Origin of the sequence: Pseudomonas sp. NMI760_13, from assembly GCF_021283245.1 — a bacterium.
Lineage (GTDB): Bacteria > Pseudomonadota > Gammaproteobacteria > Pseudomonadales > Pseudomonadaceae > Aquipseudomonas > Aquipseudomonas peradeniyensis.
Genome location: NZ_JAJSRC010000041.1, coordinates 1 through 16911, shown reverse-complemented (window position 1 = coordinate 16911; position 16911 = coordinate 1). Strand labels below are relative to the sequence as shown.

General features: G+C 60.6%; 14 protein-coding genes, 5 tRNA genes and 1 pseudogene. 8 read left to right on the top strand and 12 right to left on the bottom strand.

The window, feature by feature from the left end; genetic code table 11:
- Positions 1–354 precede the first annotated feature (354 nt).
- Positions 355–1746 (bottom strand): aminotransferase-like domain-containing protein, encoded by a 1392-nt coding sequence (locus tag LU671_RS27190; protein ID WP_232857521.1) that lies wholly within the window; start codon positions 1744–1746, stop codon positions 355–357.
- Positions 1747–2106: 360 nt separating this feature from the next.
- Here LU671_RS27190 and LU671_RS27185 point away from each other — a divergent pair, with 360 nt between their 5' ends.
- From LU671_RS27185 to LU671_RS27160, 6 genes and pseudogenes are all read left to right on the top strand, one after another.
- On the top strand, positions 2107–3309 hold the full coding sequence (locus LU671_RS27185; RefSeq protein ID WP_232857519.1) for a benzoate/H(+) symporter BenE family transporter: 1203 nt from the start codon (positions 2107–2109) through the stop codon (positions 3307–3309).
- A 192-nt stretch (positions 3310–3501) separates the two neighbouring features.
- The gene (locus tag LU671_RS27180; RefSeq protein ID WP_232857518.1) at positions 3502–3855 is read left to right on the top strand and encodes an Arm DNA-binding domain-containing protein; all 354 of its coding nucleotides are present in this window, start codon (positions 3502–3504) and stop codon (positions 3853–3855) included.
- Between the two features lie 85 nt (positions 3856–3940).
- A complete protein-coding gene (locus LU671_RS27175; RefSeq protein WP_232857516.1) occupies positions 3941–4129 on the top strand; it encodes a YodC family protein in 189 nt (62 codons plus the stop codon).
- Entirely contained in the window at positions 4129–4395 is a 267-nt protein-coding gene (locus LU671_RS27170) for a DUF6953 family protein (protein ID WP_232857515.1), read from the top strand. Before LU671_RS27175 ends, LU671_RS27170 begins: the two co-directional genes overlap by 1 nt.
- Before the next feature lie 186 nt (positions 4396–4581).
- Complete coding sequence (locus LU671_RS27165; protein WP_232857512.1) at positions 4582–5241, top strand: DUF4145 domain-containing protein; 660 nt, start codon at positions 4582–4584, stop codon at positions 5239–5241.
- 589 nt (positions 5242–5830) lie between these two features.
- A pseudogene (locus tag LU671_RS27160) lies at positions 5831–6438 on the top strand (recombinase family protein).
- Here the strand turns inward: LU671_RS27160 and LU671_RS27155 are convergent.
- The 3 genes from LU671_RS27155 to phnN form a co-directional block, all read right to left on the bottom strand.
- Complete coding sequence (locus LU671_RS27155; RefSeq protein WP_232857537.1) at positions 6435–7742, bottom strand: hypothetical protein; 1308 nt, start codon at positions 7740–7742, stop codon at positions 6435–6437. The pseudogene LU671_RS27160 and the gene LU671_RS27155 sit on opposite strands and share 4 nt — an antisense overlap.
- 98 nt (positions 7743–7840) lie before the next feature.
- Positions 7841–7917 (bottom strand) — tRNA-Arg (locus LU671_RS27150).
- 74 nt (positions 7918–7991) lie between these two features.
- Positions 7992–8615 (bottom strand): phosphonate metabolism protein/1,5-bisphosphokinase (PRPP-forming) PhnN, encoded by a 624-nt coding sequence (gene phnN / locus LU671_RS27145; protein WP_232857510.1) that lies wholly within the window; start codon positions 8613–8615, stop codon positions 7992–7994.
- A gap of 109 nt (positions 8616–8724) precedes the next feature.
- On the opposite strand from phnN, the gene LU671_RS27140 reads away from it, so the two are divergent.
- Both LU671_RS27140 and LU671_RS27135 read left to right on the top strand, forming a co-directional pair.
- Positions 8725–8874 (top strand): hypothetical protein, encoded by a 150-nt coding sequence (locus LU671_RS27140; protein WP_232857539.1) that lies wholly within the window; start codon positions 8725–8727, stop codon positions 8872–8874.
- Between the two features lie 87 nt (positions 8875–8961).
- Positions 8962–9288, top strand: a complete 327-nt coding sequence (locus tag LU671_RS27135; RefSeq protein ID WP_232857509.1) for an Arc family DNA-binding protein — start codon at positions 8962–8964, stop codon at positions 9286–9288.
- Between the two features lie 242 nt (positions 9289–9530).
- Here LU671_RS27135 and mgtE read toward each other — a convergent pair whose 3' ends face one another.
- The 8 genes from mgtE to alaS form a co-directional block, all read right to left on the bottom strand.
- Complete coding sequence (gene mgtE / locus LU671_RS27130) at positions 9531–10973, bottom strand: magnesium transporter (RefSeq protein WP_110738608.1); 1443 nt, start codon at positions 10971–10973, stop codon at positions 9531–9533.
- Between the two features lie 399 nt (positions 10974–11372).
- Positions 11373–11449 (bottom strand) — tRNA-Arg (locus LU671_RS27125).
- Positions 11450–11520: 71 nt separating this feature from the next.
- A tRNA-Arg gene (locus tag LU671_RS27120) sits at positions 11521–11597 on the bottom strand.
- Positions 11598–11667: 70 nt separating this feature from the next.
- Positions 11668–11744, bottom strand: a tRNA-Arg gene (locus LU671_RS27115).
- 48 nt (positions 11745–11792) lie between these two features.
- Positions 11793–11883 (bottom strand) — tRNA-Ser (locus LU671_RS27110).
- Positions 11884–11955: 72 nt separating this feature from the next.
- Positions 11956–12144, bottom strand: coding sequence for a carbon storage regulator CsrA (csrA, locus tag LU671_RS27105; protein ID WP_003254503.1), 189 nt, complete (start codon positions 12142–12144; stop codon positions 11956–11958).
- A 168-nt stretch (positions 12145–12312) separates the two neighbouring features.
- A complete protein-coding gene (locus tag LU671_RS27100) occupies positions 12313–13548 on the bottom strand; it encodes an aspartate kinase (protein ID WP_028691060.1) in 1236 nt (411 codons plus the stop codon).
- Positions 13549–13631: 83 nt separating this feature from the next.
- On the bottom strand, positions 13632–16256 hold the full coding sequence (gene alaS, locus LU671_RS27095) for an alanine--tRNA ligase (protein ID WP_232857508.1): 2625 nt from the start codon (positions 16254–16256) through the stop codon (positions 13632–13634).
- Positions 16257–16911: the final 655 nt, after the last annotated feature.

Here is a 16911-nt window from a genome sequence, read left to right as displayed (position 1 = left end):
TGCGCCCCGTATCCGGTGCTGCCGACACATGCTTGTATTTGCCGCAAGCGGCAATCCTGTTCCTATGCCGGGCAAGCATATTCCGAGCAACTGGCTGCCGGAATAGCCCTGACGGCCTATTTCGCCCCGGTACCACTACTGGTACTGCTTTTGCCCCTTTCGTCGTGTCTTCAGCTCCATCCCGGGAGCCATCATGCTTATCACCGCGATCGCTCGACAGATCGCCCAACGCATGCAGGAGGAGACCGAGATGAAACGATCAGGAAGCGCAGCGCGCCCAGGGCGCCATGACCTCGGCGGATGACAGGGACACCGAGCGTAAGTACAGCGCCAAGCTGTAGCCCTGAGCATCCGTCAGTAAAAGCGCTGCGGATCCCCTGACTCAAGCAGGCTGGCCAGCTGGGTCAGGGCGAAGCGCAACTCCTCCCGACTGGTCGGCGCCATCAGCACGACCCGCACGCCACGTGGATCGTCCGTGCGCTCCACCTGGAACTGGCTGGCGCTCATGACCACCACGCCATTGGCCCGCGCCAGCAGGGCGAACTCGTCGCTGCGCCACGGCTCGGGCAGGTTGAGCCAGAGGTGATAGCAGTGCGACTGGCTCTGCAGCGACGCACTGCCGAAGACTTCACGGGCGATGGCCTGACGTGCCGCCGCCTCGGCGCGGTGCATGCGGATCAACTGGCTGTCCAACCCTTCACCGATCACATGGCTGGCCAATTGCGCGGTCAACGGCGAAGGCATCCACACCGTGCTGCGCACCATGGCGGTCAGGCGCGACAGCAGCTTCGGCGGGCTGTACAGGTAGCCGATGCGCAGCGCCGGCATGACCGACTTGGACAGGCTGGTGAGGTAGATCGAACGCTCCGGGGCGAAGGTCGCCAGCGGCCGGGTCTGCGGGTCGGTGGCAAGGAAGCCGTAGATGTCATCGTCCAGCAGCAGGAAGTCGAACTCCTCCGCCAGCGCCGCGATCTGGGCGCGCCGCTCGTTGGACATGATTGCCGTGGTCGGGTTCTGGCAGGTCGCCACGCACACCAGCATGGCGGGCCGCTCGCGCTGGCAGATCTCGCGCAAGGCCTCGGGGATGATGCCCTGCTCGTCCATCGGCACGCCACGCAGACGGCGGCCCAGGCCATGGGCCACGGAAATGATGCCCGGATAGCACAGCGACTCGCACAGTATCAGGTCGCCCGCCCCGGTCAGGGCGCTGATCGCCACCATCAGCCCATGCTGGGCACCGCTGGTGATGACCACCTGCTGCCACTGCGCACCCGGTAGCCACTGGCGCAACCATTGCGCGCCCGCCTCGCGATGCGCCGGATGGCCGCCGTCGGGGGCGTAGTCCAGCACCTGCTCCAGCCGTGAGGTATTGGCCAGCTCGGTCAAGGCGTTGCGCAACCAGTACTGCAGGGTTTCGCCGTAGGGCTTGATGATCGACAGGTCGAGCACTTCGCTGCGGACCGCGGGGGCAGCACGGGCGGCAACGGGGGCCTCGTCCGTCTCGGCGATCCGGTCAAGGACGTAGGTGCCACGCCCCACCTCGCCCTGGGTCAGGCCACGGCGCGACGCCTCGGTATAGGCGCGGCTGATGGTGCCGGGCGTGACATCCAGCGCCTGCGCCAATTCGCGCAGCGTCGGCAAGCGCTCGCCACGCCGCAGCGCGCCGCTGGCAATGTCATGCGCCAGCGCATCGGCGATGGACAGGTAGACAGGCTGATTGCTTTCGCTGATCCGTGGAACCCACATGAGACGGCTACCGGGCTGAAAATGATTGAAATTTGAACACACAGGCCGACTTGAGTCGATCCTCCGAGCGATTCAAGTTGTGCCTTCCTGCCATGAAATCACGGATGAAATTGTCCCTCTGTGGGAGCGGGCTTGCCCGCGAACACCGGCGGAGCCGGTGCCATCCACCGCGCCGAATGCTTCGCGGGTAAACCCGCTCCCACAGGTACTCACTGAATCAACAAGTTACAGCTTGCACCAGGAGGAGTGAACGTGCCCGCGATGGGCTGGAGAGCAGCCCCACTTGAATTCAGGTCTCGTTACCGTATAGATTCAATTTGAATCGACTCAATCGAATCAATTAACTCACCTGGACTCGCCATGGACAACCTCAGAAAGGATTTTTCCCTCTCCGCCCTGGTCGCCGGCCTGATCGCCGTGATCATCTCCTACGCAGGCCCCTTGATCATTGTGTTCCAGGCCGCCGACCAGGCAGGTCTGGACAACGCAGCGACCGCTTCGTGGATCTGGGCCATCTCCATCGGCAGCGGCCTGACCGGCCTGCTGCTGAGCTGGAAACTGCGGGTGCCGGTGATCACCGCCTGGTCCACGCCCGGCGCGGCGCTGCTGGTGTCGATGCTGCCGAGCGTGTCACTGGCCCAGGCGGTGGGCGCCTACATCGTCGCCTCGCTGCTGATTGCCGTGATCGCGCTGAGCGGCGCCTTCGACAAGCTGATGAATCGCCTGCCCAAGGCCATTGCCGCGGCGATGCTGGCCGGTATCCTGTTCCGCTTCGGCGCCGAGCTGTTCAGCTCGATCCGCCTGCAGCCCGTGCTGGTACTGTCGATGCTGGCGAGCTACCTGCTGTTCAAGCGCCTGTCGCCGCGCTACGCGATTCTTTCGGTGCTGATCGTCGGTTGCGGCCTCGCCGCCGGCCTGGGCCAGCTGGACACCCAGGCCCTGGTGCTGGAAATGACCATCCCGACCTGGACCAGCCCGCAGTGGAGCTGGCAGGCCATCGTCAATATCAGCCTGCCCCTGGCCCTGGTATCGCTCACCGGCCAGTCGGTGCCCGGCATCGCCGTACTGCGCACCTCCGGCTACCAGGTGCCGGCACGCCCGATCGTCTCGGTCACCGCCCTGGGTTCGCTGCTGCTGGCACCCTTCGGCTGCCACGGCGTCAACCTGGCGGCGATCACCGCCGCCATCTGCACTGGCCGCGAGGCCCACGAGAACCCGGACAAGCGCTACATCGCCGGCATGGCCTGCGGCGCCTTCTACCTGCTGATGGGCAGCTTCGGCGCGACCCTGGCCTCCGTGTTCGCCGCCCTGCCGAGGGAACTGATCGCCGCCCTTGCCGGGCTCGCGCTGTTCGGCGCCATCGCCAACGGCCTGGCGGGCGCCATGAGTGACGAGAAACAGCGGGAGCCGGCGTTGATCACCTTCCTGGTCACCGCATCGGGGATGAGCCTGCTCGGCCTTGGCGCCGCGTTCTGGGGTCTGATCTTCGGGCTGGCGGCACACTTCGCCCTGAGCTACAGCCGCACGACGCGGCAGCCGCAGGCAAGCGTTCAGGTTCGTTGAACGAAGACAAGGGGAATGGGGGGAGATGGCGTCCCAGGGCAGGTTCGAACTGCCAACCTTCGCCTTACGAGGGCCTTTCACTCTCGCAGCAACTGGCCTTCGCATGTATTTGCCAAGCTTTTCGTCCGGTGCGTCCTACCAGACACCGCCGAATATTCATTTCTGCACCCATGTCGCACCCTCGGGGACGAAGTGAAGGAAAAGCTCACCGCCAAGCTCCTGGCCGGCCTGCAGTTCACCGGACGCGAGGACGAAGTGCACGACACCACCATCACCGGGCTGTTCGTGCGTGTGACCGCCGCAGGAGCGAAGTCCTATGTCGTTACCTGGGCCCGGGGCCGCAAAAAGCCCCTTGGCCGGGCAGGCATCCTGACTCTCGAGCAGGCGCGTCAGGAGACGGCCCAGTACCTTGCCGAGGCTCGCAAGCACAGCGAGCCCACGGCCGTCTCGCAGGGACGCCGAGGTGCCACCCTACCCTCCCTGCGCGAATTCATCGCTGACACCTACCCTGGGCGTCGCTCACCATTCGTGGAGGGCAAGTCGTAGGGGCCTGTCATTCACTTGAAAGCAAATGGCCAGCCCCCATATGACCGGTACAGGGATGTCCCCTACCAATCGAGGTGTTACAGCTATGGCAAAGGCAAATGGGTTTAAGGATGGGCAAATCGTAAAACTGAAATCTGGTGGCCCAGATATGACCGTGAAGGCTTGGAGCAGCCTGCAGGAGGCGTACGAATGCCAGTGGTTCGCAGGGAAAAAACTCGAGCGAGGCTTTTTCACTGGCGAATCCCTTGAGATTTCAAAGCCTGAGAAAAACTGATGGACGCCGACTCAGTTTCCAAGTGGATGTTGGCCAAAATCAAGACAGAGGCCTGCATCTATCAAGATGATGTCGTGGATTATTTCATCAAAGCTGGCAGAGAGGACCTACTGATCGAAAACGCTGACGGCAATCAGGTGCTCGGCAAAGGCGTTCTTGCTGCCTTCCGAAAGCTCACCCCTGATAATGTGGTCTGGGTGAAGCCCGACCGCTACTGGCGCCTCCGAGTGGAGGAAGATGAGGCAGGACGTGACGCCCGCGGTTGAGATGGCTAGCCAGGCCCAGTTCATCAGGCCTGGCACCCACACACTTCCTCAGATTGAGAATGTATCCAGATCTGGATGGACTAGGCCGCTGGGCGGCTCTCTGAAGCAGCGGTCCGGCACGTTGAACCTTGCGGTGGTGGCAAGCCCGAGCGAACATCAGCCATCTACCATGCTAAGGAGCAGCAAATGACCGCACTTTTCAAACAGCGCTTCGGGGAGCTGGAGCAACAGCTGTCCGACATTGAAAGGTCCACCACCGAGGTAAGAAGCCCAATTACCGGTGATAGCGAGCTCACCATTCCGTCTGACTTGATTCTCAACTGGAGTGTCAAGGTAAGGTCGTTACTGGAGCGAGCTTGTGGGGTGAAATCCACTCACCTCCAGATGTATCTGGATGCCGAAAAGCTAGTTTCGTTCGACTCCCGCCTAAACCAGTTGAAGCGGATGAAGGCAGTATTCCTAGCTGCGAAAGAGGATTTCGAGGGCGGTTATCTCAACTCCCTCCGGAATCTTGTGCAGGCTGAGGTTTTTAGCAATGAGCTCGAGCAAGCAGAAGAGCTATTGAGTTCTGGGTACGCAACAGCGGCGGCAGTAATTGCAGGTGTGGTTCTCGAGACCTCACTGCGGGATCTATGCTCGAAGCACGCTATTGGACACGGCACTCTGAACAGGATGAACGATGACCTGGCCAAAGCCGGCGCCTATAACACCAACCAGAAAAAGCAGATCACTTCTCTCTCGGCAATCCGAAACAGCGCCGCTCATGGCAAGCCTGAAGAGTTTACGGCCGACCAGGTGAAAGGCATGATCGATGACGTGCAGCGCTTCCTACTCGCACAGCAGTAGGAGCTTTGGGCATAAGACGGCCAAGTAACGCCCCGTTAAGAATCGGAGCGTTACCAGGGGCCGACAGATTAGATGTGAGCAAAATTCCGCGCTTCGTCGTAGAGGGAGGTGTGGTGATGACCACCACACCTGCCGCGGTGAGTTGTGCTCAAACCTGAGCGCATCTCCAGGCGGGCGAGATACCCTCAGATTTGAGGGTATTGCCCAAGGCTGGGCCGACGATACAGCCGATCCCCTTTCGCAACCGTCTCGTAAAAGCCTGGGCGGGAAATCCCGCTTTGGCTAAGCCGTGATCCCGGCTCCGGTCGCCAGTGCCAGGATTTGAAGTCCGAAATTCGGACCATCAGTCGAGACAGACCAGATCGTCCGATTCGGACCTCCAGGCCTGATACCCCCGCCCTGACAGCAGGCCAGGAAAGGTAATTGTGATCGTGGCTCACATTTGACCGTTATGTCCCGTTACGTGTAGCACCTGGAGTACACCTGGGCTGATACGGGCAACTTGAGCCTTTATGAGCCTTTTCGCTTGATAAGTACAACCCAAAATGAAACAGCGTTAGGACAACACCCTAGCTGATACAGGTTGCCTATGTTCATCCGCGCCTACCTACGGGCATCCACCGCCGAGCAAGACGCCGGACGCGCCCGGGTCTCTCTGGAGAAGTTCGCCAACGACCATAACAAGGTCATCGCCTGCGCGCACCTGGAGAACGCCAGTGACGCCGCAGCGGGTCGGCCTGAACTGCTTCGCCTGCTCAAGGATGCCCGCAAGGGTGATGTGCTGCTTGTCGAATCCATCGACCGCCTCTCCCGCTTCCCCGCGGACGACTGGGCCAAGCTCAAGGGCGCAATAGACGCAAAGGGCCTGCGCATCGTCGCGCTCGATCTGCCCACCAGCTACCAAGGAATGCGCGACACCAGAGATGAAGAATTCACTGATCGGATGCCGGCAGCGATTAACTCGATGCTGGTAGAAATGATGGCGGCGATCGCTCGCAAGGACTACGAACAACGCCACGAACGGCAGGCGCAAGGCATCCAGAAGGCCAGGCCGCTGGCAAGTATCGGGGACGGCCGGTCGATGGGGAACTGCATAAACGGGTCAAGGAGCTACTGGCCGCAGGCCTTGGCGTAAGAGCCACGGCCAGACACGCCAACTGCTCGACTACAACGGTATTGAGGATTCGTGACCTCTAAGCTTTGGCTTCAGCTTGTTCAGGCGGAGCAGCCGCATCATTCGCCACTACAATCGGCGTCACCGGAAGACTTTTCTTTTGAACAGCTGCAGTGGCCATAGAAGTAACCTTGTCGACGAACCCCGGCACACTCTTCACAGCGTCTTTCACGACATCCGAGGAAAGAAATTCATGCCAAGGACTCCCGAAGCTATCATTTTCGACCAAGCGAAGTGGCTGTTCATCAAGTCTTGATAGAGCTGAGCCTAGCAACTGCCTCTCAAGATCAGGGTCAATTCGCGACGCTTCTCTGCGATACCCTTCGTATGCACGGGAGATAGACGCTTTAAATGCGTAATCCTCAGATAGCCGAAAACGCTGACCAATTTGTTTAGTCGAAAGCCAGGCAAACCAGACGGGGCCACCCACTGACAAAATCGACAACACAAGGCTAATGCCAACACCCACGCTATTCGAATCAGCTTTCGTCAGCTCGAACGCAAGGTTGTGCAACTGCGCTGAGCCGGCGACGCCCCCGACGATAAGGGCAACCACTAAACCTGCTACCCAGCCCCACATAGACAGATCTAAAGCCTTAGATCGCTCCGTGAATGCAGCAGCCAGACCGACACTAGTTGCGGAAGAGTAAACAGATTCGCAGCGCGCAAGAATTTCTCTTGCTTCAGCAGCGTGCAAGACCATCTGCTTACTGACACCTTCTGCATCAGCCAAGATATTGCCAATACCTGCCTTATCGCCCTGGGCCTTCGCCAGGAGATCCGCCACCTTTTTCTGCGACTCAGCCAATGACTCAAGATCGGTGGGAAGCTGATCAGCGGCGTCATGCGCTTTTTCAATTCGCGCAACCATCGATTCCAATGTAACGGTCCGCGGCTCGAGCTCTCGCAGTCGAGTCTCAATCGAACGAACCTGTGTAGTAGTCTTCTTTACAGCCTGTGAGTTTTTCAGCGCTTGACTTTTGGTGTCAGTGAAGATCGGCGTCAAAACCTTCTCCACAGCATCCAAAGTCATCAAATAAGCAGAGACCGCTGCCCCTCCCTGCGAAAGAAACTGAGGGACAGTGTTTGTACGAAGGAACGTAAGGCGTTCGCCTAGATTGGTGATGATGGCCTGAGATTCTGGAGCAGGCTCCTTCGCCTCTTCGATGAGCTCCCTCAACGCCATCGCACGACTGACCAAGTCAGCTTTGGTAATGCCAGGAAATGACCAATTCCCGCTGTTCAGACTCAGCGGAGCTGCAGTCGAAATGTTCTGATCAATCGCATTAATGATGCCATTGATTTCACTGATCAAAGGCTTCAGCATTTCACTCACATTCGTCATCCTTGATGTCGACTGCACCCACAATGCACCCACATCAAATCGCGCGAGCAAAGTGAATCGGCCTAACCTATTGAAATATATGGCGTCCCAGGGCAGGTTCGAACTGCCAACCTTCCCCTTAGGAGGGGGATGCTCTATCCAATTGAGCTACTGAGACACTGAAGCCGACAACAGACGCTGTGCGGCGGGGACGGCGAGCATGTTAACCAGCGTGCGGGCATTTGTCATGTATCAATCGGGCGTTTTGCACGTCGGCTTTTTCCCCTGCGCGTCAGCGATCACGCCTTCGTTGCGCAATAGCGCGAGCAACGCCTCGACCGCACCGGCCAGCGAAGCGGAGTTGTCCACGACATGCACGCCGGGATCATACGCCTGCAACCTGAAGTTGCGGGCCAGGCGCTGCTCGATCTCTTCGTTGCTCTCCCGCCCCCTGGCCAGCAGACGCTGGCGCAGCGCCTGCTGTGAAACGGTCAGCCCCACGGCCACCAGGTCGGGATAGCGCTGCCGGGCATTGGCCAGGTAGGCACGCGAACCATTGACCAGCACCGACCGACCCGCAGCGAGCCATGCGTCCAGCTGTACAGGAATGCCATAGCTCAAGCCGTTAGCCTGCCAGTCCAGGGCAAAGGCCCCCGCCTCGCGCATCGCCTCGAAGCGCTCGACGCTCACTCCGAGCGCAGCTTCGCCCTTGGCCTCGGCTGAGCGCGTGATGACCCGCCGGGCGACTTCGACACCTAGGGTGAACAATCGCTCACGCGCCGCATCGATCAGGGAATCTTTTCCCGAACCCGACGGTCCCATGAGGAATATCAGGCGCCCTCTTGAGGTCGCCCCACCGCTTGCGTCATATTGCATAGCCACTATGCTCAATGTATGGGAAACCAGCGTATTCCAGGATTTTCCCTAGGCCTTTACCGTCTTTTACCAGATTTTGACGGCATTTGTCTGACACCGGTGTAATTCGATGAATGTGAAACTTTTCAAACCAGTGCTCATTTCTGATAATTGGTACTGGCAAAAAGCCTTTATCGAGATCACTATTTGTCACAGAATTGACGCCAAGGAAACGGCGACCCTGAGGCAAGATGAAGAACCAAAATCACATCACGGTTGAACATTTTGTCGTCGCCGCGGTCGTACTTCCACCGTGCGGCCAATTTGCGAACCGCTCCCCCTGAACCAGAACAACCGGTCAATTTATATGCGCCCAATGAAACAGGCTATCTATTCGAGCCGCACCGCTGACAAGTTTGTCGTCCGCCTGCCAGACGGGATGCGTGAGCGCATTGCCGAGGTAGCGCGCAACCACCACCGCAGCATGAACTCCGAGATCATCGCCCGCCTGGAGCAGAGCCTTATCCAGGAAGGCGCCCTGGGTGATGAACTGAGCATGCGCCTGGACAGCTCAGAGCTCAGCCTCCACGAACGTGAACTGCTGCAGCGCTTCCGCCAACTGTCCCACCGCCAGCAGAATGCCCTGGTCGCCCTCATCGCTCACGATGTGGAAATGGCCGCCGACGCGTCCTGATCCAGGCAGCGACACCGCACACAAAAAAGCCAGCGCAAGCTGGCTTTTTTGCATCTGGTGATTGCAGGATGACGGCGGGGTCACACACGCCCCCCTGTAGGAGCGGCCTTGTGCCGCGAAAGGGTCGCATAGCGACCCCAGGATTTCAGCGTTGATGCAAAGATCGCCGGGGCCGCTATGCGACCCTTTCGCGGCGCAAGGCCGCTCCTACAGGGGGGGTGCGCATGGACTGAACCCAACGCTTACAGCAGGAACAGCGTGGCCAGGCCGAGGAAGATAAAGAAGCCGCCACTGTCAGTGACCGCCGTAATCATCACACTCGACCCCATCGCCGGATCACGCCCCAGGCGCGTCAACGTCATCGGGATCAGTACGCCCATCAAGGCGGCCAGCAACAGGTTCAGGGTCATTGCCGCCGTCATCACCAGGCCCAGCGACCAGCTGCCATAGAGCCAGAACGCCACGACACCGATCACGCCACCCCAGATCAGGCCATTGAGCAGCGACACCGCAAGCTCCTTGCGCATCAGGCGGCTGGTGTTGCCCGGCGACACCTGGTCGAGGGCCATGGCGCGCACGATCATGGTGATGGTCTGGTTGCCCGAGTTGCCGCCAATACCCGCCACGATCGGCATCAGCGCCGCCAGCGCCACCAGCTTTTCGATGGAGCCTTCGAACAGGCCGATCACCCGCGAGGCGACGAAGGCGGTGATCAGGTTGATCGCAAGCCACGCCCAACGGTTGCGCAGCGAGCGCCAGACCGAGGCGAAGATGTCTTCCTCCTCGCGCAGACCGGCCATGTTGAGCACTTCGCTCTCGCTCTCTTCACGAATCAGGTCGACCATTTCATCGATGGTCAGACGGCCGATCAGCCGCTCGTTCTTGTCCACCACCGGGGCGGAAACCAGGTCGTAGCGCTCGAAGGCCTGGGCGGCGTCGTAGGCATCTTCCTCGGGGTGGAAGGTCACCGGGTCATTGGCCATGACCTCCGCGACTTTCTTGTCCGGGTCGTTGACCAGCAACCGCTTGATCGGCAGCACGCCCTTGAGAATGCCATCGTAATCGACGACGAACAGCTTGTCGGTATGCCCTGGCAGCTCCTTGAGCCGGCGCAGGTAGCGCAATACCACCTCGAGGCTGACGTCTTCGCGGATGGTGACCATCTCGAAGTCCATCAGCGCACCGACCTGCTCTTCGTCATAGCTCAGGGCCGAGCGCACACGCTCGCGCTGCTGGGCATCGAGGGTTTCCATGAGCTCGTGCACGACGTCGCGAGGCAGCTCCGGCGCCAGGTCGGCAAGTTCGTCGGCGTCCATTTCCTTGGCGGCGGCCAGCAACTCGTGATCGTCCATGTCGGCGATCAGGGTCTGGCGCACGGCGTCGGAGACTTCGAGCAGGATGTCGCCGTCGCGATCCGAGCGCACCAGCTGCCAGACCGTCAGGCGGTCGTCCAGCGGCAAGGCTTCGAGGATATAGGCGATGTCGGCGGGGTGCAGGTCGTCGAGCTTGCGCTGCAGTTCGACGAGGTTCTGGCGGTGGACGAGGTTTTCCACCAGGTCATGGTGGTGACCTTCCTGACGGTGCGTCAGGTCCTCGACCACCCGCTGGCGCTGCAGCAGCTCGATCACCTGGGCCAGGCGATCCTGCAGGCTGTCTTGGGCTTTCTTTACTTCGATTTCGGTCATAGGCGAACTCCACTCCCAGCAGCGGAGCACGCCGGGAGAATCAATCGGTCAGATCTGGCTGTATGAAGCGTGTTGGCGAGTAACTACTGGGTAAGTCCATGGTGGGATTCCACAAGCCCCGGCGGGGCTGACGGGCGCAATCATACACTGTGCAAGCTGTCGGATCGCTTAAATTTTTGGCCAGAACAATCGTTTGCGCGCTAAAGCTGTGACAACGCTCGAAGCCATCAGTGCGACGGTCGCTCTGGCGTGAAAAGCACATTCGTCTTGCGCTGGTTCGATTTGCGGCGCCTGGCCCCTTTCGGGAACATCTACAGAACAGCGTAGATGGACATCCGTAACAATTCAGCGCGCCAGAAAAACAAAAAGCCCGCTCTAACGAGCGGGCTTCTTGATGTGTGGCGGACTCAGCAGGATTCGAACCTGCGACCGCTCGGTTCGTAGCCGAGTACTCTATCCAGCTGAGCTATGAGTCCGTGGTGGTAGTTTTAGGCCAGATTACCACTGGCTTGTTGAAGTGCCTTTGCAAGCAAAACCACTTCAAAAGTGGCGGACTCAGCAGGATTCGAACCTGCGACCGCTCGGTTCGTAGCCGAGTACTCTATCCAGCTGAGCTATGAGTCCGTGGGGTAGTTTTAGACCAGATTACCACTGGCTTGTTGAAGCAGCCTTGCAGGCAAAGCCACTTCAAAAGTGGCGGACTCAGGAGGATTCGAACCTCCGACCGCTCGGTTCGTAGCCGAGTACTCTATCCAGCTGAGCTATGAGTCCGTGTCTTGCTGTGCCATTCGGATCGCTTTAAGCGCTCCAGGCAAATAATGGCGGTGAAGGGGGGATTCGAACCCCCGATACCCTTATGAGGTATACTCCCTTAGCAGGGGAGCGCCTTCGGCCACTCGGCCACCTCACCGCAACACGAGGCGAATATTAAACACACCCTTCCTCGTTTGCAACCCTTTTTTTGAAAAAAACTTCAAAAAAATTAAAGGCTTGGCTCCTCGTCCTTCTCTTTCTTGATCCGCAGGTAGATTTCCTCGCGGTGAACAGCCACTTCCTTGGGCGCGCTAACGCCAATACGCACCTGGTTGCCTTTGACACCCAGGACCGTCACGGTGATCTCACCGTCACCAATGATCAGGCTCTCGGCGCACCGACGAGTCAGAATCAGCATAGTTTTCTCCTCACATGAATCTTCAGGGACAACAGTCTTTGAAAAGCAGGGCCTGGCCGGGGACGACGGCACTGGCCCGGATCGACCACCACGGCTGCCTGGACAGGGACAGCCGCAGTGGCCAGAAACGCGAAGGGCGCGGCAAGCCGCGCCCCTCCAGGCAGCGTGTCACTCACCCTGTCGGGCAGGCGCATCGAGTTCGAACGCGGTGTGCAGCGCGCGTACGGCCAGCTCCAGGTACTTCTCTTCGATCACTACCGAGACCTTGATCTCGGAAGTGGAGATCATCTGGATGTTGATGCTCTCCTTGGCCAGGGCCTCGAACATGCGGCTGGCAACGCCCGCGTGGGAGCGCATGCCGACGCCGACGATCGACACCTTGGCGATCTTGGTGTCGCCGATCACTTCACGCGCGCCGATTTCGCGGGCGGTGTTCTCCAGCACGCTCAGCGCCTTCTCGTACTCGTTGCGGTGCACGGTGAAGGTGAAGTCGGTGGTGTTATCGTGCGAGACGTTCTGCACGATCATGTCGACTTCGATGTTGGCGGCGCTGATCGGGCCGAGGATCTTGAAGGCGACGCCTGGGGTATCCGGGACGCCACGAATGGTCAGCTTGGCCTCATCACGGTTGAAGGCGATACCGGAAATGATCGGCTGTTCCATGGATTCCTCTTCATCAATGGTAATGAGGGTACCCGGACCCTCCTTGAAGCTGTGCAGCACGCGCAGCGGGACGTTGTACTTGCCGGCGAACTCCACCGAGCGGATCTGCAGCACCTTGGAGCCGAGGCTGGCCATTTCCAGCATCTCCTCGAAGGTGATCTTCTCCAGGCGCTGGGCCTGGGGCACCACACGCGGGTCGGTGGTGTAGACGCCATCGACATCGGTGTAGATCTGGCACTCGTCGGCCTTCAGCGCCGCCGCCAGGGCCACGCCGGTGGTGTCGGAGCCGCCACGGCCGAGGGTGGTGATGTTGCCGTGCTCGTCGACGCCCTGGAAACCGGCGACCACCACGACACGGCCGGCCTTGAGGTCGGCGCGGATCTTCTGGTCGTCGATCTGCAGGATGCGCGCCTTGTTGTGCGCGCTGTCGGTGAGGATGCGCACCTGGTTGCCGGTGTAGGACACCGCCGGCACGCCGCGCTTCATCAGGGCCATGGACAACAGGGCAATGGTAACCTGCTCGCCGGTCGAGACGATCACGTCCAGCTCGCGGGGTTCGGGCTTGTCGGTGATCTGCTTCGCCAGGTCGATCAGGCGATTGGTTTCCCCGCTCATCGCCGACAGCACAACCACCAGGTCGGTGCCTTGCTCGCGGAATTTCTTGACCTTGTCGGCAACCTGCTCGATCCGCTCGATGGAACCGACAGAGGTACCGCCAAATTTCTGTACGATCAACGCCATTTCAAAGGTGCCTCAGCCCTCAAGGGCCCCAAAAAACAATCCAACATGGCGGGGACGCCGACTAGACCGGCGCCCCCTCCATCTCAAAGTCCCTGCTCGGCGAACGGCACGGCCAGGGCCAGCGCCTGGTCCAGCGCGGCGACGTCGACGCCACCGCCCTGGGCCATGTCAGGACGACCGCCGCCCTTGCCACCGACCGCCGCAGCAGCTTGTTTCATCAGGTCGCCAGCCTTGAGTTGGCTGGAGAGGTCCTTGGTCACGCCAGCCACCAGCACGACCTTGCCCTCATGCTCGCTGCCCAGCAGGATCACTGCGTGGCCGAGCTTGTTCTTCAGTTGATCGACGAGCGCCAGCAGCGCCTTGCCATCCTGCCCATCCAGGCGGGCGGCGAGGACCTTGGCACCCTTGACCTCAACGGCCGCGTTGGAGAGATCATCCCCGGCGGCGCTGGCGGCCTTGGCCTGCAGCTGCTCGAGCTGCTTTTCCAGCTGGCGGTTGCGCTCGAGCACAGCCGACAACTTGTCGATCAGGTTGTCGCGATTGCCCTTGACCAGCTGCGCGGCTTCCTTGACCTGCTCTTCGGCAGTGTTCAGGTAGGCCAGCGCGGCGGCGCCGGTGATCGCTTCGATACGGCGCACGCCAGAGGCCACACCGCCTTCGCTGATGATCTTGAACAGACTGATGTCGCCGGTGCGCTTGGCATGGATGCCGCCGCACAGCTCGACGGAGAAGTCACCGCCCATGCTCAGCACGCGCACGGTGTCGCCGTACTTCTCACCGAACAGCGCCATGGCGCCCTTGGCCTTGGCGGTCTCGATGTCGGTCAGCTCGGTCTGTACCTCGGTGTTGCGACGCACTTCGCGGTTGACGATGTCTTCCAGGGCCTTGATCTGTTCTGGCTTGACCGCCTCGAAGTGGCTGAAGTCAAAACGCAGGCGCTGGCTGTCGACCAGCGAGCCCTTCTGCTGCACGTGCTCGCCCAGCACCTGGCGCAAGGCTTCGTGCAGCAGGTGGGTGGCGGAGTGGTTCAGCGAGGTGGCGTGCTGCACGTCGGCATCGACGCGGGCATCAACTGCGGCACCGACAGTCAGGGCGCCGCTGGCGACCACGCCGTGGTGCAGGAAGGCACCACCGGTCTTGGTGGTGTCGCGCACGTCGAAGCGCGCGGCGCCGGCCTGCAGGTAGCCGCAGTCACCGACCTGGCCGCCGGACTCGGCGTAGAACGGGGTGCGATCGAGGACCACGACGCCCTCCTCGCCTTCAGCCAGTTGCTCGACGGCCTGGCCGTCCTTGTACAGGGCGATGACCTTGCCCTGGCCTTCGGTGGCGTCATAGCCGAGGAAGTCGGTGGCGGTGTCGACCTTGACCAGGCTGTTGTAGTCCATGCCGAAGGCGCTGGCGGAGCGGGCACGCTCACGCTGGGCTTCCATCTCGCGCTCGAAGCCGGCTTCGTCGATGGTCAGCTCGCGCTCGCGGGCGATGTCGGCGGTCAGGTCCATGGGGAAGCCATAGGTGTCGTACAGCTTGAACACCACATCCCCTGGCACGACCTGGCCCTGCAGCTGGGCCAGGTCCTGCTCGAGGATGCGCAGGCCCTGCTCGAGGGTCTTGGCGAACTGCTCTTCCTCGGTCTTGAGCACGCGCTCGATATGCGCCTGCTGGCTCTTGAGTTCAGGGAAGGCTTCGCCCATCTCGGCCACCAGCGCGGCGACGATCTTGTGGAAGAAGCTGCCCTTGGCGCCCAGTTTGTTGCCGTGGCGGCAGGCGCGACGAATGATGCGGCGCAGCACGTAGCCGCGGCCTTCGTTGGACGGCAGCACACCGTCGGCGATCAGGAAGCCGCAGGAACGGATGTGGTCGGCAACCACTTTCAGCGACGGCTGGTCGTCATTGGCGCAACCGATGGCTTTGGCGGCAGCGGCCAGCAGGCTCTGGAACAGGTCGATCTCGTAGTTCGAGTGCACGTGCTGCATCACCGCACTGATGCGCTCCAGGCCCATGCCGGTATCCACCGACGGCGCCGGCAGCGGGTGCAGGACGCCGTCGGCGGTGCGGTTGAACTGCATGAAGACGTTGTTCCAGATCTCGATGTAGCGATCGCCGTCTTCTTCCGGCGAGCCGGGTGGGCCGCCCCAGATGTCGGCGCCGTGGTCGTAGAAGATCTCGGTGCACGGGCCACACGGACCGGTGTCGCCCATGGTCCAGAAGTTGTCGGAGGCGTACGGGGCGCCCTTGTTGTCACCGATGCGCACCATGCGCTCGGCCGGCACGCCGACTTCCTTGGTCCAGATGTCGTAGGCCTCGTCGTCGCTGGCGTAGACGGTGACCCACAGTTTTTCCTTCGGCAGGTTCAGCCACTTGTCCGAAGTCAGGAAGGTCCAGGCGAAGGTGATGGCATCGCGCTTGAAATAGTCGCCGAAGCTGAAGTTGCCCAGCATCTCGAAGAAAGTGTGGTGACGGGCGGTGTAGCCGACGTTTTCCAGGTCGTTGTGCTTGCCACCGGCGCGTACGCACTTCTGGCTGCTCACGGCGCGGGTATAGGCGCGCTTTTCCTGGCCGAGGAAGCAGTCCTTGAACTGGTTCATGCCGGCGTTGGTGAACAGCAGGGTCGGGTCATTGCCCGGGATCAGGGAGCTGGAGGCAACGCGAGTATGTCCCTGCTCTTCGAAGAAGCGGAGGAAGGCTTCACGGATTTCTGCGCTTTTCATAGGTTCTTCCACGGAAACGGCGGCCACACGTCGAATCGACGAAACGACGGCAAAGGGCCGCATTATATCGGTCCTGCAGTCTCGGTGCAGTGTGTTTATGCGATAGAAACCGTCGAATGGACGGTTTGTCGGACTACAGCAATTGAAAACGGCATGACCGCGATGCTAAAGCCAGCGTTTCGCTACTGGCAAGCCAATTACGGTCCCGGGACGGGGAAAATTAACAGGTTGGTGAATTAAAAGAATTTCATCACCAAAGGGATCCAAAACCGGCCAAGCGCTGAGCGTTCCTGTAGGAGCGGCCTTGTGCCGCGAAAGGGCTGCAAAGCAGCCCCAGGATCTCAGCAACAAAGCAGATATTGCCGGGGCCGCTTTGCGACCCTTTCGCGGCACAAGGCCGCTCCTACAGGGATCGCGCAAGGCTTAAGCCAGCCGTTAGCCCGAGTCGGGCAGAAAACGGCATGACCGCGATGCTAAAGCCAGCGTTTCGCTACTGGCAAGCCAATTACGGTCCCGGGACGGGGAAAATTAACAGGTTGGTGAATTAAAAGAATTTCATCACCGAAGGGATCCAAAACCGGCCAAGCGCTGAGCGTTCCTGTAGGAGCGGCCTTGTGCCGCGAAAGGGCTGCAAAGCAGCCCCAGGATCTCAGCA